The organism is Luxibacter massiliensis, from assembly GCF_900604355.1.
GTDB classification, from domain to species: Bacteria; Bacillota; Clostridia; order Lachnospirales; family Lachnospiraceae; genus Luxibacter; species Luxibacter massiliensis.
This window is the reverse complement of record NZ_UWOE01000001.1, coordinates 2,878,266-2,894,354: the sequence shown is the minus strand read 5'-3', so window position 1 is coordinate 2,894,354 and position 16,089 is coordinate 2,878,266. Positions and strand designations below refer to the sequence as shown.

Here is a 16,089-nt window from a genome sequence, read left to right as displayed (position 1 = left end):
GATAAGTTCCACATTCAAATTTTCCAGATTGAATGTGGACTTTTTTTGGCTGGAGATAAATAAGGGAGGTGCTAATATGGAATTATAAAAGAGATACCAGAGGAGGAAGAACGAAATGAATGCAGCAAAAACAAATAGGTTTGAGGAATTTCTGGATTCTAAGCTGATACCGCTCGGCAATAAGGTTTCACAACAGCGGCATTTAAAGGCTATACGAGACGGAATGGTGGCCGCTACGCCGCTGGCGCTTTTAGGAGGCATGACGCTAATTGTCACCTCACCGCCGGTCAACCTGGATACTATGAAACCCACAAATTTTATTTTTAAGTTTCTCATAGCATGGAAAGAGTGGGCAGTAGCACACGGGATGCAGATTGAACTTCTGTATAGGGCGTCTATGGGGTTGATGGCTATGTTTATCTGCCTGGCCATTGCACACTCTCTGGCAAAATCATACAAAATGGATCCCGTTGGAACTATGATCATTTCAGCAGTATGTTTTATGATCACTTCTGCGCCCTCTGATATGGGGGTGATGTCCGCAGGGATTACAGCGCAGATGACAGGGGAAGAGGTGCTGGCAAACCAGGCAGTCTTAATACCAACGGGATTTTTGGGTGCAGAGGGGATCTTTACTGCCATCATACTTGCCCTTCTTACTACTGAGATAACGCGGCTTCTGCAGGAGAAAGGCATGTTTATTAAAATGCCGGATGCAGTACCGGCGCCTGTGAAGGCATCCTTTGCTTCTATTATTCCATTAGTTATCAATGCAGTAGGCATTTTTCTGATCAGCCTGCTCATACAGAAGGTAAGCGGTGGATTATTGATTCCCGAGTTGATCAAAGCCTTATTTAAACCACTGGTTGTTGCGGTGGATTCTCCCTTCGGGATTATTTTGATTTCTGTAGTGACACAGGTGCTCTGGATTGTGGGACTCCACGGATCCTCCATAGTAAGTGGCGTAGTGGGGGCATTTGAGTTGGGGAACCTGACAGCTAACGCCGGACTGGTGACCCAGGGACTGATGCCGGAGTATATTTATACGGAACCATTTAGGGCATTTTTCATGATCCTGGGAGGTGCCGGCGCTACAATCGGACTGAATATACTGATGCTCAGAAGCAAGTCGAAACAACTGAAAACGTTGGGAAGGCTGGCCATTGTGCCCTCTATTTTCAATATCAATGAACCTTTGATTTTCGGTACCCCTATTGTTTTAAACCCTACGCTTGCCATTCCGTTTATTCTGGCCCAAACAGTAAACGGGGTTCTCACATATCTAATTATGTATGTGGATATCATTGGAAAGACTTTTACCTATGTGCCATGGACGACACCCGCTCCAATAGGGGCAGCCATATCCACCATGGATTTCAAAGCATTTATATGGGTGATTCTGCTGATTATAGTAGACTTGGTTATCTGGTATCCATTCTTTAAATCCTATGAAAAACAGTTGGTTTTAGAGGACATGGAGGCCAGCGATGGAAACGAAGGAGGCGAATAAAATGAAGCAGGAGGATGTCAGAAGTAAAATACTCTGGGGAGCGGCCACGGCTGCTTATCAGGTAGAGGGAGCCGCTTTCTGTGATGGAAAAGGAAAAAATTCCTGGGATGAATATTATGAATTAAATGATCTGGGTTATGATGGCTCCAGGGCGGTGGACCATTATCACCATGTGGCAGAAGATTTAAAGCTTTTTAAAGAGATTGGACTGAAGAGTTACCGTTTTTCTGTCTCATGGTCCAGGATTTTGCCAGAGGGGACAGGGGAGATCAACCAAAAAGGACTAGATTTCTATGATTTTATAGTAGATACATTGAATCAGTATGGAATAGAACCTTACCTGACCTTATATCATTGGGACCTGCCGCTGCCTCTATTGAAAAAGGGAGGGTGGCTTAACCCGGAAGTTATTGAGGATTATCTGGAGTACTGCCGTATTCTGTTTAGCCATTTTAAAGGGAGAGTCAGGCTGTGGGCTACAATTAATGAGCCAGCCTCTGAAGTAATAGAGGGATATATCCAGGGGACCCACCCCCCTCAGGAGAAAAATTATGGGCATGCCATACAGGTATCTCATCATTATAACCTGGCCAGTGCCCGCGCGATTAAGTTGTTTAGGGAAATGGATATGGAGGGGAAAATTGGAATTGTCCTCAACCCCATGCCTGTTGACGTGCTGGAGGAGACACCAGAAAACTTGGAGGCTAGAAAAATTGCTTATGATTTTCTGTCAGACTGGTACATACGTCCGGCCCTGACAGGGCACTATCCACCTGAGATGCTGGAATACTGCCAGAAAACGTACCACGCCCCTGTTATAAAAGATACAGACTACCAGCTAATGGAGGAGTATACAGGGGATTATCTCGGTATTAATTATTATATGAGGAGAGTTGTAAAGGCAGGGAAACTGGACAGTGAGAATATAGAAGACAGATTTTCCTACGTCAGGGTTCCCGATGGGGAGTACACAAAATGGGGATGGGAAATTTACCCGTCTGGAGTTGAAAATCTTCTCAGGCAAATTTATAATGATTATGGGAAGCAGGAAATTATTATTGCTGAAAATGGGATTGGATTTGACGACCAAATGAATGAAGCCGGGGAGTTCCAGGATGATGAGAGAATCTCATATTTAAGCAGGCACCTGAATGTGATTGAAGGTTTAAGCAGGCAGGGAATTGATATTGCTGCCTATTATGTATGGTCGGCTATTGACCTTTTGTCATGGACAAATGGCTATCAGAAAAGATATGGACTGGTGGGAGTTGATTTTGAGACTCTAAAACGCAGCATTAAAAAGAGCGGATATTGGTACAGGGATTTCATAAAAGGTGAAATATCCCTGTCAGATATGTGCAGTGAATAGGAGTATAAAACGCATGGAGAATCAAGAAGAATATTTGTTGAATATAATTGTAAATTCCGGGGAGGCAAAATCACTTGCCTTTGAAGGAATACAGATGGCAAAAAAGGGTGATTTTGACGGAGCCGTGAAAAAGCTAGATGAAGCAAAGGAAATGCAGCAAAAGGCACATGCCGCGCAGACTGAGCTGCTTGTCAAAGAGGCAAACGGGGAAAAAGCGCCCTTCAGCATCCTGCTAATCCACGCACAGGATCATTTGATGAACAGTATTACTTTTGTGGATTTGGCTAAAGAAATGGTAGAATTATACAGGAGGTTAAATTAATGAAAAAAATATATTTAATATGTGCTGCAGGATTATCAACTAGCATGATGGTAGAAAAGATGAAGCAGGCTGCTAAAAAGGAAGGATTTGAGTGTGCAATACAGGCCGTAGGAATCCAGATGGCTGAGAGCATTGTCCCAGAGGCCGACTGTATTTTGTTGGGGCCCCAGATTCGTTTTGAAAAGGATAATGTGTCAAAAATTGCGGGAGACGTCCCTGTTGCAGTGATCGATATGAAAGATTACGGACGCATGAATGGGGCGGCGGTTGTAAAGCAGGCCCAGGAGCTGATGGCCCAGGCAGGGCGATGAAAGGCAGGCCAAAAATGCTTTTTGCGGATTGTCTTTTTTCCTCTGATAGGATATAATGAAACAAGTGGGGTGCCGACGGATTTGCAGTGGCATCGTGGAGGCACCTGCATATGCCCAAACGGGGCGGCGATGTGGGGAAGTCCGCAAAACCAGAGTTTCTCCGGGAGGCATCCTGTAACTTATGCCTTTACAGGCGGCTCCGCAGGCAAGCTGCGGGTTAGTGTATAGAAGTGGAGGAAGAGAATATGTTAGTATCAGCAAAAGAAATGCTTCAGAAAGCAAAGGCTGGCCATTATGCAGTAGGGCAGTTTAACATCAACAACCTGGAATGGACAAAGGCGATTCTGACAGTTGCCCAGGAATGTAAATCACCAGTTATTTTAGGCGTATCTGAAGGCGCAGGGAAATATATGGCAGGATATAAGACGGTTGTGGGCATGGTGAACGGTATGCTGGAAGAGCTCAATATAACAGTTCCAGTAGCTTTGCACTTGGATCACGGCAGCTACGAAGGATGCATGAAATGTGTGGAAGCAGGGTTTTCTTCCATCATGTTTGACGGGTCCCACTATCCCATCGAGGAGAATATTGCCAAAACGAAGGAGCTTGTAGGGATCGTAAAAGAGCATGGCATGTCGCTGGAGGCAGAAGTAGGATCTATTGGCGGCGAAGAGGATGGCGTTATTGGCAGAGGTGAATGTGCAGACCCCAAAGAGTGCAAGATGATTGCTGACCTGGGAATTGATTTTCTGGCAGCAGGAATTGGAAATATCCATGGGAAATATCCTGAGAATTGGGAAGGATTAAGCTTTGAAACTTTGGATGCAATCCAGCAGCTTACAGGAGATATGCCTCTGGTGCTCCACGGTGGTACAGGCATACCTGAGGACATGATCAAAAAGGCCATTGACCTGGGTGTGGCAAAGATCAATGTCAATACTGAATGCCAGCTCTCATTTGCAGCAGCAACCCGCAAATATGTTGAGTCAGGGAAGGATCTGGAAGGCAAAGGGTTTGACCCGCGTAAATTGCTTAAGCCGGGTACAGATGCTATTATGGAAACTGTAAAAGAGAAGATGGAACTTTTTGGGTCAGTTGGCAAAGCTGAATAGTTGCATATGTTTCAGTAAAAATAATATTTTTGCTTGCCTTTTTATGGCAGGTGAGTTATACTAGCAAAGGTAAATATAAACAAAGGCGTTCCAAAATATTTTGGAGTGCCTTTTTTATAATATAGGGAAGCAGAGAGGAAGGAAAGATTATGGGCAGTGAATTGATCAATGTAGCGGAAATTTTCGGAGAAAATGTATTTAATGATACTGTCATGCAGGAGCGTCTGCCAAAAAAAATCTACAAAAATCTGAAGAAAACTATAGAAGAGGGGAAGGAATTGGATCTTGAGACTGCAGATGTAATTGCCCATGAGATGAAGGAATGGGCAATTGAGAAGGGGGCGACCCACTATACACACTGGTTCCAACCCCTGACAGGAGTGACGGCCGAGAAGCATGATTCATTTATTTCGGCACCTCTTCCCAGCGGCAAAGTACTGATGAGCTTCTCGGGCAAGGAGCTGATTAAGGGGGAGCCAGATGCATCATCCTTTCCGTCTGGAGGCCTCCGTGCAACTTTTGAGGCAAGGGGATATACTGCATGGGACTGTACATCACCTGCTTTTGTAAGGCAGGATGCGGCGGGGGCCACACTCTGTATTCCAACAGCATTTTGTTCATATAGAGGAGAGGCGTTGGATCAGAAAACTCCTCTGCTGCGCTCTATGGAGGCAGTAAATATCCAGGCGCTTAGGCTGCTTAGGCTTTTTGGCAATACAACGTCGAAGAAGGTGACACCTTCTGTGGGGGCCGAACAAGAATATTTTCTGGTAGATGCAGAGAAGTTCAGATTGAGAAAAGACTTAATATATACGGGACGCACGTTGTTTGGCGCCATGCCGCCAAAAGGGCAGGAATTGGATGACCACTATTTTGGGACTATACGCCAGCGGATTGCGGCGTTTATGAAGGATGTCAATGAAGAGCTATGGAAAGTCGGGGTGTCAGCTAAGACGCAGCATAATGAGGTGGCGCCTGCGCAGCATGAACTGGCTCCCATTTATGCCGAGGCAAATATTGCAGTAGACCACAACCAACTGATTATGCAGACCTTAAAGCGTATTGCCGGAAAGCACGGTATGAAGTGCCTGCTTCATGAGAAACCATTTGCAGGTGTGAATGGATCAGGAAAGCACAATAATTGGTCCTTGATTACAGACGATGGCATTAATATGCTGGAGCCGGGCAGGACGCCCCACGAGAATACGCAGTTCCTGCTTGTGCTGACATGTATTCTGAAAGCAGTTAATAAGCATGCGGATTTGCTGCGTGAATCTGCCGCTGACCCGGGCAATGACCACAGGCTGGGGGCCAATGAGGCTCCGCCGGCTATTATATCTGTATTCCTGGGTGAACAGCTTGAGGATGTGCTGGAGCAGTTAATCAGCACAGGTGAGGCCACCCACAGTCTCAAAGGCGGCAAACTAGAGACAGGGGTGAAGACTCTGCCAGATCTTGCAAAGGATGCTACGGACAGGAACAGGACATCACCCTTTGCATTTACAGGAAATAAATTCGAATTCCGAATGGTGGGTTCACGGGATTCTGTAGCAGCGCCCAATGTAGTGCTCAATACTATAGCGGCAGAGGCGTTTTCCGACGTATGCGATGTTTTGGAGGAAGCAGATGATTTTGACAAGGCCGTACATGACCTGATCAAGGAATATGCTGTTGAGAACCAGAGAATTGTATTTAACGGAGACGGATACTCTGAGGCATGGGTTGAGGAGGCAAAAAGGCGTGGCCTGCCTAATATTTGCTCAATGGTTGATGCGATTCCGGCAATGACGACAGATAAGGCTGTACAGCTTTTCGAGAAATTTAATGTTTTTACAAGGACGGAGTTAGAGTCAAGGGCAGAGATCCAGTATGAATCTTATGCAAAGGCGATTAATATTGAAGCGCGTACAATGATAGACATGGCAAGTAAGCATATTATCCCTGCTATCATGAATTATACAAAAATACTGTCAGATACAGTGATCTCAGTCAGGGAGGCGGGAGCCGACGCAACCGTACAGTCAGAACTGCTAAAGGAGGTCTCCGCACTTTTGCTGGAAACGAAACAGGCGCTGAATGCACTGATAGTACTTGCTGATGAAGCGGCAAAAAAAGAGGAGGGGGCAGTCCAGGCCAATTTCTATTATTCTGAAGTTGTCCCTGCAATGGAGGTTCTGCGCGCACCGGTAGATAAGCTGGAAATGATTGTGGATAAAGATGTGTGGCCAATGCCTTCCTATGGAGACCTGATTTTTGAAGTATAATACATAGGTACCAATGAAGCGGAATCGTGCCTGGGGGTTAACCCCAGGCACTGCAGCAATATAAGTCCTGCAGGAAAAGAAAGTGTGCTGTATGCAGGGACATATTTTATAAGTCTATACTGCCCTTTACATCTCTATATGTATAATAAGCCTTTTTATCTTCAGGTTTCAGATAAATATTTATTTCTTTTTCCACAATGTCCTCTGTTTCGTCCGCCAGGCACTTTTGACGGATCATATGGATGATATCTCTGGACAAGTATTCAGTATTCTGATATTGGATATAAAAATTGATTACAGGCTCCTGGCCAGCGCCTGCTGTAGTGCTTGCGTTTTGCCCAGGTGCTGCCTGGAGTTGTTTTTTAAATTTTTTTTTGTCTGTTCTTCTGCTCATTATTGCCCTCCTTTGTGGTTATACACAGGCTGGATTGTCCCGCCTGCATATTTAGTGCCTGAAATTTTCTTTATATGGCCGCCTCCAGTACAGGGGCCAGAACCAGGGGAACTGGCTGTATGCTGAAAAATACATTAAATATGTGAGGATGCATCCTTAAGTGTATGTATCAATTCTATGTCCTCTTTTTTTAATTTGATATTTGAACAGTAGTTTTTCCCCTCTGGCGTTGTTACATGTATTTCAATAATTGTGCCTTCCATCAAGGCATTTTTTGATACAGTATTGATAAAGGGTTGAAATTTGGGGTGGCTGCGGCGAAATTGTTCCATACTGCTTTTAAATTTCTGCAGCATGGCAATCTGGCTGAGATTCATGTTATCTATGCTCCTTCCTGTGAATATGTAGTGCTGACAATAGCAGGGATAAACCGGATATGCCCGCCTTTGGCAGCAAAATTATCTATCCCTATATTATATGATAGTCCAGTTTGGATAAAATGACAAGCACAGTATCATGTATGGATGGGGCTGCAGCCTTATTTCCTGTGATCAGCAAAGCGATAGACAGGATGCGGCTGGCGGCAGGGATGATGAAAAAATTAAAAAAGTTTTTTTAAGTGTTGTAATTTGAAAAAGATTATGATAAAATATCATTCGTGTCAGAGATGATGCGGGTGTAGTTCAATGGTAGAACACCAGCCTTCCAAGCTGGATACGTGGGTTCGATTCCCATCACCCGCTTTATAAAAAGCCTTATATCTTTCGGAACGCCGAAGTGATATAAGGCTTTTATAGTATCTAACATCTATCACAAGAATCCGGCTGATTTTTTGGGAATAGTGTGATATACTTACTTCATGAATTTGTCGAATTTAGATGAAGCATAGAGTTTGGCCTGTTTAACAATCGGAAAGAAGAGAGGATATGAATATGAATTGGACTGATAATATTGTGACACGCTGCCTGAGCAAAATATGTGACCTGATGATGCTGAATATTTTGTGGATTGTCTGTTCTGTCCCTATCATTACTATTGGCGCTTCTACTACCGCACTCTATACTGTTACCCTGAAGCTGGTAAAGAATGAGGAAGGGTATATAGCCAGGGGATTTTTGGCAGCATTTAAAGAGAATCTTAAAAAAAGTACAATTTTATGGTGTATACTGGCTGTTTTAGGCGGATGTATCTGGATAGACTCCAGGCTGATAGTTTCTATGGAGGGGAGCCTCAGGACTGTATTCCAGAGTGTTTTTCTATTGCTAGGATTTGTCTGGCTATGTGTAGTAAACTATGCATTCCCCTTGACGGCCCGTTATGAGAACACCGTGAAAAATACACTGAAGAATGCATTGATTTTGTTTGTGGCCAGGCTGCCCTATACATTGCTGATGGCAGTGGTGACGGCGGGCCCTGTTATTTTGACTCTTCTCAATACGAGAAATCTGATGATTGGATTATCATTGTGGCTGGTAATCGGGGTGGCTCTTGTGGCATGGGCCAATTCTTTTATATTACGTAAAGTTTTCGAAATATTTCAAACAAACGAGAATTAGGAGATAATGGAATTCAAAAGGGTCAGACCCCTTTGAAAGGAGGATATAATGAACGTATTAGAGGAAAGGATTTTAAAGGACGGCATTGTAAAGGAGGGGAATGTACTAAAGGTGGACAGCTTTCTCAACCACCAGATGGATATTGGACTGTTTAACGAGATGGGCCGGATATTTAAGGAGCGTTTTGCAGAAAAACCTATTAACAAAATTTTGACCATTGAGGCCTCTGGGATCGGAATTGCCTGTATTGCTGCGCAGCATTTCCAGGTGCCGGTTGTATTTGCGAAGAAATCAAAAAGCATAAACCTGGAGGGGGAGATGTATGTGGCGGAAGTCGAGTCCTTCACCCATAAGTGCAGGAATCATGTAATTGTAGCGCAGAAATTTCTTTCACCGGACGACCATGTCCTGATTATTGATGATTTCCTTGCAAATGGCTGCGCGCTTCAGGGACTCATCCAGATTGTACAGTCAGCAGGGGCGACAGTTGAGGGGATCGGAATCGCTGTTGAAAAGGGATTTCAGTCAGGGGGCAGAATTATACGGAATCTTGGGTTCCAGTTGGAATCCCTGGCCATCATAGAAGGGATGGATGCAAGTACGGGGGAGATACAATTCAGCAGGCAGTAAGTTTTAAGGGCAACAATATTTTTCGGGAAAATGCGGAGGATGTCTGTAGGCAGAGGCCATAAAATGCAGGCTGCTTTGATGAAAGGAGAGACAGGCATGGATGGAAGGAACCAGGAACTGATCAAGATGCTCAAGGAAGTAAAAGGGGCGTTAGTCTATAAAAAGCTTCGGGGGGATGACTTTGAAGAGATGCAGGAGGCAGTTCGTAAACTGGAAGAAATTGTAACCTATATTAATGACTGTACAGGCAAGGGGATTTACTTTGAGTAGCCAGATATACCCGCCGGTATCTGGGTTGGTTTTTGATATGGATGGACTTCTCTTTGATTCAGAAAGGGTAGTACAGCGTTCCTGGGAATGGGCGGGGCAGAAGCTTGGATATGAACATTTTGGAAGCCATATTTACCATACAATTGGATTTAATGTGAAAAGGCGGGAGATGTATTTCAAAGAGAATGTCAGTCCCAGTTTCCCAATGGGAAAATTTACGGATATGACTAGAAAAAGATATCATGACATTATAGAAAGTGAAGGACTGGAAAAGAAACCCGGTGCAGAGGAAATATTAAAATATGCATCTGCCCAGGGATACAGGATTGCCCTTGCCACATCTTCGCGCAGGGAACATGCCAGTGATATGCTGAAAAGGCAGGGACTGATGGAATATTTTCAGGGCGCCGTATATGGAGATATGGTGTCAGAGGGAAAACCAAGTCCAGAAATTTACCGCAGGGCATGTCTGGAGATTCAGGTAGAACCACGTTATGCATTGGCGCTGGAGGATTCCCCGGCTGGTATCCGTTCAGCTTGTTCTGCCGGAATGCGGGCCATCATTATTCCAGATTTGGTAGAGCCTGATGCAGAAATACTGGGACTGGCCTGGCGTCGGTATGATAGTCTCTGGGATGTGTTGGAATTACTTAAAGCAGGAGAAAATTAAGAGACATTATGTTAAAATCTTATATTGCGTTTGATTTGGAGACCACCGGTCTAAATCCGGAACAAAATGAAATCATTGAGATTGGGGCCCTGAAGGTAAGGGAAGGAAAAGTTGCAGAGCGGTTTATGGAGTTTATCAGGCCCACTGGGCAGATTTCGCCTGAAGTGGAGGAACTGACCGGCATTACCAACGAGATGGTTGAAGGTGCAGGGACAAGGAGTGAAATTATACCAAGATTCATTGAATTTTGTGGGGAAGATATCTTGATAGGCCATAACATATCCTTTGATTACAGCTTTATGAAGATAAGTGCACTGGCAGAAGGACTGCAGTTTGAAAAGTCTGGAATTGACACACTTAGAATTGCCCGCAAAGTACATAAAAATATGGAATCTAAGAGCCTGGGGAGTCTGTGCTCATATTACCAGATTGAGAATCAATCTGCCCACCGGGCATACCACGATGCTCTTGCCACGGCCAAACTTTACCAGACCCTTGCCCATTATTTTGAACCCAGGGAACCCAGGCTGTTTTGCCCTATGCAGCTCAATTATAAGCAGAAGAAGAGTGCGCCGGCCACACAGAAACAAATACAGTTTTTGCAGAAGCTGATCCGTGGGCAAAAGCTGGATCTGGAGTGGGAGCCAGGGAAAATCACCCGTAGTGAAGCATCCAAAATGATCGATGATCTATTAAATGGCCATATAGCCAGATAAGTAAGAGGCTATAGCACAGGAATAGTAATTGTTACTATTTGTATTGACTGACTATTTTATACCAGCTATAATAGATACAACGCTATACATTCATCTTTGGTTTCTAAGAAGTAAGCCTGTCTGCCAGGGGAAAGGCTGTTTTTAGGTATACTTGTAGAACTATTAATGTTCAATAAGGAAAACTATGCAGGATGCCTAAATATCCTTTTGCCTTTAAGGGCATGGGATGCCTCTGGATAAATTATGTTGGTTTGAGGACGGGTATTGCGCAATATAAAAATAAAAGGGGGAAATAAGATGGCGAAGTATAAATGCGGTATTTGTGGCTTTATTTATGATGAAGAGAAAGAGGATGTCCCTTTTTCTGAGCTTACAGCCTGTCCAGTGTGCAGGCAGCCCGTAAGGGTATTCCATAAGGAAGATGATCCGGCAGAGGGCAGCGGACATGAAATTCCTTCAGTGGAAAAGGAAAGCAGCCTATTATCATATCCGGCTGAGTTTTACAGACGGGATGATTCCTGCCGCTATATGGAAGAGATTCATCAGATGGCTGTGAGTGGAAAATCCATTATCGAGGCTATGGGAACGAAAATGCCGATGCCGGGTTGGGATGATATTTTGATTCTGGGCGCTCAGTTAAATCCTCCGCCCTTAGATGAACATGCCCCTGTAAATATACAGACAGTGATAGGGAAAAAGGCAGAAAAACCTATGGTTCTTGAGGGGCCTGCCTATATTTCACACATGTCTTTCGGGGCTCTTTCGAGAGAGACTAAAATTGCCCTGGCGAAAGGCGCTGCCCTGGCAGGGACTGCGATGTGCAGCGGGGAGGGAGGTATTCTGCCGGAAGAGATGGAATCTTCCCATAAGTACATATTTGAATATGTTCCTAATAAATATAGCGTAACACCGGAGAACCTGCAGAATGCCGATGCCATAGAAATAAAGATTGGCCAGGGGACCAAACCTGGGATGGGGGGACACCTTCCCGGGGAGAAGGTGACGTCAGAAATTGCGGCGGTCAGGAATAAGCCGCTGGGAAAGGATATTATTAGTCCCTCTAAATTTGAGGAGATACGCAGTAAAGAAGATCTGAAAGATTTAGTTTCACAGCTCAGGGCAGGGTCAGGGGGCCGTCCTATAGGAATCAAAATTGCAGCAGGGAAGATAGAAAAGGATTTGGAATATTGTGTCTTTGCAGAGCCTGATTTTATCACCATTGATGGGCGTGGAGGAGCTACAGGGGCAAGTCCCCGCTTAGTGAGGGATGCTACTAGTATACCTACCATATATGCATTATGCAGGGCAAGAAAGTATTTAAGAGAAGTTGGGGCGGATGATATCAGCTTGGTTATTACAGGCGGACTTAGAGTATCTTCTGATTTTGCCAAAGCAATTGCTATGGGAGCAGACGCTGTAGCAGTAGCTTCAGCAGGCCTTATCGCTGCTGCATGCCAGCAATTCCGTATATGCGGCAGTGGGAATTGTCCTGTGGGGGTTGCAACACAGAATCCCGAACTGAGAGAAAGGCTGAAGATTGATGCCGCATCGCAGCGCGTAGGGAACTTTTTGAACTGTAGTTTTGAAGAGCTTAGGACATTTGCAAGAATTACGGGACATGAAGATATACATGAATTGGGATATGAGGATCTATGTACAACTAGCAGGGAGATCTCTGAATATACAGATATTCCCCACGCGTAAAAGTGATAGATTGTAATTGATGTTATGGCGGATGCCGGGGATAAATATAGGGAGAAGCTTTTTTCCCCATATTTATCCCCGGCATTTTATACCTTATTGAACATTAGCAGTTCAATAAATATATCTTATTGTCCTCTTACTGGCAGGAGTCCTCTGTATTGATGATTCTACCTTCTTTTGGCACTGGCTGTATTCTTTATCCATGGTATTTACTACTCCAGAATGTCCAAAACCCATGATTCATGCAACATTTTTTGGAAAAATATACATTGCTGTTGTTTAATCCCCCGTATGTCTGTATGGGGTTTTTTGTTTTTATATCTATACCCAAAGGGCATCCCTTAAAGCAGGCCCCAAAGGGGCAGGCGGACTGTGTCCGATCAGGTTATACTTATTGAACATTAGCAGTTCAATAAATATTTCTACTGGGATTTTTACAAAAAAGGTTTTAGAAAAGCGGGGTTCAAAAGCTTTTATGTATACAAATTTTGCAGTGCTTCCCTATGGTCAATATGGCCGTGTGAAAGGGAGGCGGGGACTGCCCCAGATACAGCCGTGTATCTGAAGGATATATCATTCATAAAATCTTATACTTTCTTAAGAATTTCTTTTGCTTCTTATAGCCGTCACCTTTAGATTTCTATTTTATTCTTAATACAATGAAGGGAGGGCATTTCTATGAATATCCAGATGCTGACACAATATTTTTTACAATATGGCGCTTTTTTTATTTTTCTGATTGTGCTTCTCGAATATATGAATCTTCCTGGCTTTCCTGCAGGTGTGATTATGCCCTTGGCAGGCATATGGGCAGCAAAAGGAGAGATTAGTTTTCCTATGGTTATGCTGCTCTCTGTAGCAGCAGGCCTGACAGGAAGCTGGCTTCTTTATTTTCTTGGAAGGCTGGGAGGGCAGAAGGTGATGGAATGGTATTTCAAGAAGTTCCCCAAGCACAAAGATGTTATTGAAGAAAAGATGGCGATGCTCCGGGAAAAGGGATGTATAGGTGTATTCATTAGTAAACTTCTTCCCATGGTGCGCACCATTATATCCATTCCGGCCGGCATGGTAAAGATGGATTTTATGAAATATACAGTGAGTTCAGCACTTGGGATTTTTATTTGGAATCTGGTATTCGTGGGAGCAGGCTACTTTTTTGGAGAGGCGGCAATAAAAGTACTGGCGTAATCATGGAGGAAAAGTAAAAAACTTATAGGAAAAGGCGCCATGCCTGATTAATTGACAGACTATGCAGGGCGGTAAAAGAGATGGGAGGCATAAGATGAAGATTGCAATGTTGACAAATAATTATAAGCCATTTATAGGGGGAGTGCCTGTCTCCGTGGAACGTCAGGCTAAGGAACTTGTGTGTCTTGGGCATGACGTGGCTGTATTTGCCCCTGACTATGGAGGAGACAGCAGGGAGGAAGGTATAGGCATAAATTATTCAAATCCCGAGGAGGCGCAGCCCAGGGTGGTCCGTTACCGTACGGGCAGCCACAGAATGGAAAATGGCATGATTTTTCCCAGGCTGATCCTGTGGGAAATACTGGATTGCTTCAAAAAAGAGAGGTTTGACTGTATCCATGTACATCATCCCATGTTTACAGGGCCGGTGGCATTGTACCTTGGAAAAAAGTATCACCTTCCTGTTATTTATACATATCATACACGATATGAGGACTACCTGCACTATCTCAGGCCATTTAGGGAGAGGGATACAGGAGCCAGCCAGGGCAGGAGTGAAGGGACAGGCTGTGGATGGAGGAGCATAAGCAGCAAGATATGCAGGGGGTGGACTGATATGGCGAGGAAAAGGTTAGTTCCCTGGTATATGCGGTGGTTTACGAATCAATGTGATTTGATATTATCCCCCAGTGCAGGGATGGCAGACAGAATAAAGAAGAACGGTACTAAAACTAGAACCGCTGTATTTCCGACGGGGTTGGAAGATTCCTTTTTTATAAAAGAAGAAGAGAAAATAAAAGAATTGAGGGAACGGTTCGGGAGTAGATGCCAATATTTGTTTTGTACGGTTTCACGTTTAGAGGAAGAAAAGAATCCAGATTTTCTATTAAAAGGAATTGCATGTCTTAAAGAAAAAATAGGGGGAGTATTTCGGGTCTTATTTATAGGGGAAGGCAGTATGCACAGCCAGCTGGAAAAGATGGCTGGAGACCTGGGGATTTCTAAAGAGGTTTTGTTTATGGGTAATGTGGATAATCAAGAACTAAAGAACTATCTTGCCGCGTGTGACCTGTTTTTATTTGCTTCCACATCGGAGACCCAGGGGATTGTCCTGGCTGAAGCTCTTGCATCAGGCGTACCGGTTGTTGCAGTACAGGGCACAGGGGTAGAGGACATAATTGTAGATGGAAAAAACGGTTATGCTACAAGAGAAAATGTAGAAGAATGGACAGAGAAAATTCTGGAAGCCATAGAGGAGAATAACCATAAAAAGTTAAAAATACAGGCCGAAGCCACAGCATCGGGGTTACATTCATCCAGGCTGGCTTTGTATGAAGAGTTGTTGTATACCCAGTGTATCAGCGAAAAGGAGAAAGTGGGGACGGAATATGAGAGTGAGAAAAATCGGACAGTGCGTTTTGATGAATTTATTCAGGGGATATTTAAGGCTTCTTGAAAAGACAGTGACAATACAGTGGGTGGAAAATACAATGTGCTGCGGGAACCAAGTATTCGGATTTTGGCACGAGGATAGTTTCTTTATGAATCTTGTTCTGGCGGACCTCTCAAAACAGACAAATCCTGTGGATGTAATTATCACTGCCGATAAAAGGGGAGATTATATTCAAGATATGGTAGAGTTTTGCGGCGGCCATGCATTAAGAGTACCAGACGGGTTTGCGGCATTTGGGGTCCTAAAAACAATTCTTCAGAATTCCTACGAACGGGCACGCTCTATCGCTGTGGCTCTGGACGGCCCTCTGGGCCCCAGGCATGAACCTAAAAAACTTGCATTTTATATGTCAGAACAGGCCTGTGAAGATTTTGTTGGAATTGCAGTTTCCTACTCATCAAAACTCCGCCTTGTCTGGAGGTGGGACAGATATGTGGTACCCCTGCCATTTTCTACAGTCACAGTTGCAGTCCATAATTACGGGGAAGTAGACAAAAAGCATATTCCAGAACTTCCTTCCAATGCAAATATAAAGGAATGTGGTATACTGGTAAAGGAAATTTAAAAAGGGGACAGAGCAAATTGCAAAAGGGACAGACCCCTATGCAAAAGGGACAGAC

17 protein-coding genes and 1 tRNA gene are annotated in these 16,089 nt (G+C 44.1%); 16 read left to right on the top strand and 2 right to left on the bottom strand.

Going from position 1 to position 16,089, the window contains the following annotated elements:
• Positions 1 to 115 precede the first annotated feature (115 nt).
• From EFA47_RS13320 to EFA47_RS13295, 6 genes are all read left to right on the top strand, one after another.
• Positions 116 to 1,510, top strand: coding sequence for a PTS sugar transporter subunit IIC (locus EFA47_RS13320; protein WP_122643724.1), 1,395 nt, complete (start codon positions 116 to 118; stop codon positions 1,508 to 1,510).
• Positions 1,488 to 2,879, top strand: coding sequence for a glycoside hydrolase family 1 protein (locus tag EFA47_RS13315; RefSeq protein WP_206215532.1), 1,392 nt, complete (start codon positions 1,488 to 1,490; stop codon positions 2,877 to 2,879). The genes EFA47_RS13320 and EFA47_RS13315 overlap by 23 nt, the downstream gene beginning before the upstream one ends.
• Positions 2,880 to 2,892: 13 nt before the next feature.
• A complete protein-coding gene (locus tag EFA47_RS13310; RefSeq protein WP_122643722.1) occupies positions 2,893 to 3,201 on the top strand; it encodes a PTS lactose/cellobiose transporter subunit IIA in 309 nt (102 codons plus the stop codon).
• Positions 3,201 to 3,512, top strand: a complete 312-nt coding sequence (locus EFA47_RS13305) for a PTS sugar transporter subunit IIB (RefSeq protein ID WP_122643721.1) — start codon at positions 3,201 to 3,203, stop codon at positions 3,510 to 3,512. Before EFA47_RS13310 ends, EFA47_RS13305 begins: the two co-directional genes overlap by 1 nt.
• A 245-nt stretch (positions 3,513 to 3,757) precedes the next feature.
• Entirely contained in the window at positions 3,758 to 4,624 is an 867-nt protein-coding gene (gene fba / locus EFA47_RS13300) for a class II fructose-1,6-bisphosphate aldolase (protein WP_122643720.1), read from the top strand.
• A gap of 149 nt (positions 4,625 to 4,773) precedes the next feature.
• Complete coding sequence (locus EFA47_RS13295; protein WP_122643719.1) at positions 4,774 to 6,888, top strand: glutamine synthetase III family protein; 2,115 nt, start codon at positions 4,774 to 4,776, stop codon at positions 6,886 to 6,888.
• 106 nt (positions 6,889 to 6,994) lie between these two features.
• On the opposite strand, the gene EFA47_RS13290 is transcribed toward EFA47_RS13295, so the two are convergent.
• Both EFA47_RS13290 and EFA47_RS13285 read right to left on the bottom strand, forming a co-directional pair.
• Complete coding sequence (locus tag EFA47_RS13290; RefSeq protein WP_122643718.1) at positions 6,995 to 7,282, bottom strand: DUF6465 family protein; 288 nt, start codon at positions 7,280 to 7,282, stop codon at positions 6,995 to 6,997.
• Positions 7,283 to 7,416: 134 nt separating this feature from the next.
• A complete protein-coding gene (locus EFA47_RS13285) occupies positions 7,417 to 7,659 on the bottom strand; it encodes a hypothetical protein (RefSeq protein WP_122643717.1) in 243 nt (80 codons plus the stop codon).
• 295 nt (positions 7,660 to 7,954) lie between these two features.
• On the opposite strand from EFA47_RS13285, the gene EFA47_RS13280 reads away from it, so the two are divergent.
• The 10 genes from EFA47_RS13280 to EFA47_RS13235 all read left to right on the top strand — a co-directional run bounded on the left by EFA47_RS13280 (position 7,955) and on the right by EFA47_RS13235 (position 16,034).
• Positions 7,955 to 8,025: transfer RNA gene (locus EFA47_RS13280), tRNA-Gly, on the top strand.
• A 189-nt stretch (positions 8,026 to 8,214) separates the two neighbouring features.
• Positions 8,215 to 8,838 (top strand): YesL family protein, encoded by a 624-nt coding sequence (locus tag EFA47_RS13275; RefSeq protein WP_235853262.1) that lies wholly within the window; start codon positions 8,215 to 8,217, stop codon positions 8,836 to 8,838.
• Positions 8,839 to 8,886: 48 nt separating this feature from the next.
• Positions 8,887 to 9,468: a xanthine phosphoribosyltransferase gene (locus tag EFA47_RS13270; protein ID WP_122643715.1), complete on the top strand. Its 582-nt coding sequence runs from the start codon at positions 8,887 to 8,889 to the stop codon at positions 9,466 to 9,468.
• 39 nt (positions 9,469 to 9,507) lie between these two features.
• Positions 9,508 to 9,738, top strand: a complete 231-nt coding sequence (locus EFA47_RS13265; RefSeq protein ID WP_122643714.1) for a hypothetical protein — start codon at positions 9,508 to 9,510, stop codon at positions 9,736 to 9,738.
• Complete coding sequence (locus EFA47_RS13260) at positions 9,731 to 10,408, top strand: HAD family hydrolase (RefSeq protein WP_268888468.1); 678 nt, start codon at positions 9,731 to 9,733, stop codon at positions 10,406 to 10,408. Before EFA47_RS13265 ends, EFA47_RS13260 begins: the two co-directional genes overlap by 8 nt.
• Before the next feature lie 8 nt (positions 10,409 to 10,416).
• Complete coding sequence (locus EFA47_RS13255; RefSeq protein ID WP_122643713.1) at positions 10,417 to 11,124, top strand: 3'-5' exonuclease; 708 nt, start codon at positions 10,417 to 10,419, stop codon at positions 11,122 to 11,124.
• A 297-nt stretch (positions 11,125 to 11,421) separates the two neighbouring features.
• Positions 11,422 to 12,828: a glutamate synthase-related protein gene (locus EFA47_RS13250; RefSeq protein WP_122643712.1), complete on the top strand. Its 1,407-nt coding sequence runs from the start codon at positions 11,422 to 11,424 to the stop codon at positions 12,826 to 12,828.
• Positions 12,829 to 13,506: 678 nt separating this feature from the next.
• On the top strand, positions 13,507 to 14,016 hold the full coding sequence (locus EFA47_RS13245) for a DedA family protein (RefSeq protein ID WP_122643711.1): 510 nt from the start codon (positions 13,507 to 13,509) through the stop codon (positions 14,014 to 14,016).
• Between the two features lie 94 nt (positions 14,017 to 14,110).
• Positions 14,111 to 15,472, top strand: a complete 1,362-nt coding sequence (locus tag EFA47_RS13240) for a glycosyltransferase (RefSeq protein WP_122643710.1) — start codon at positions 14,111 to 14,113, stop codon at positions 15,470 to 15,472.
• On the top strand, positions 15,405 to 16,034 hold the full coding sequence (locus EFA47_RS13235) for a lysophospholipid acyltransferase family protein (protein WP_206215531.1): 630 nt from the start codon (positions 15,405 to 15,407) through the stop codon (positions 16,032 to 16,034). Before EFA47_RS13240 ends, EFA47_RS13235 begins: the two co-directional genes overlap by 68 nt.
• Positions 16,035 to 16,089: the final 55 nt, after the last annotated feature.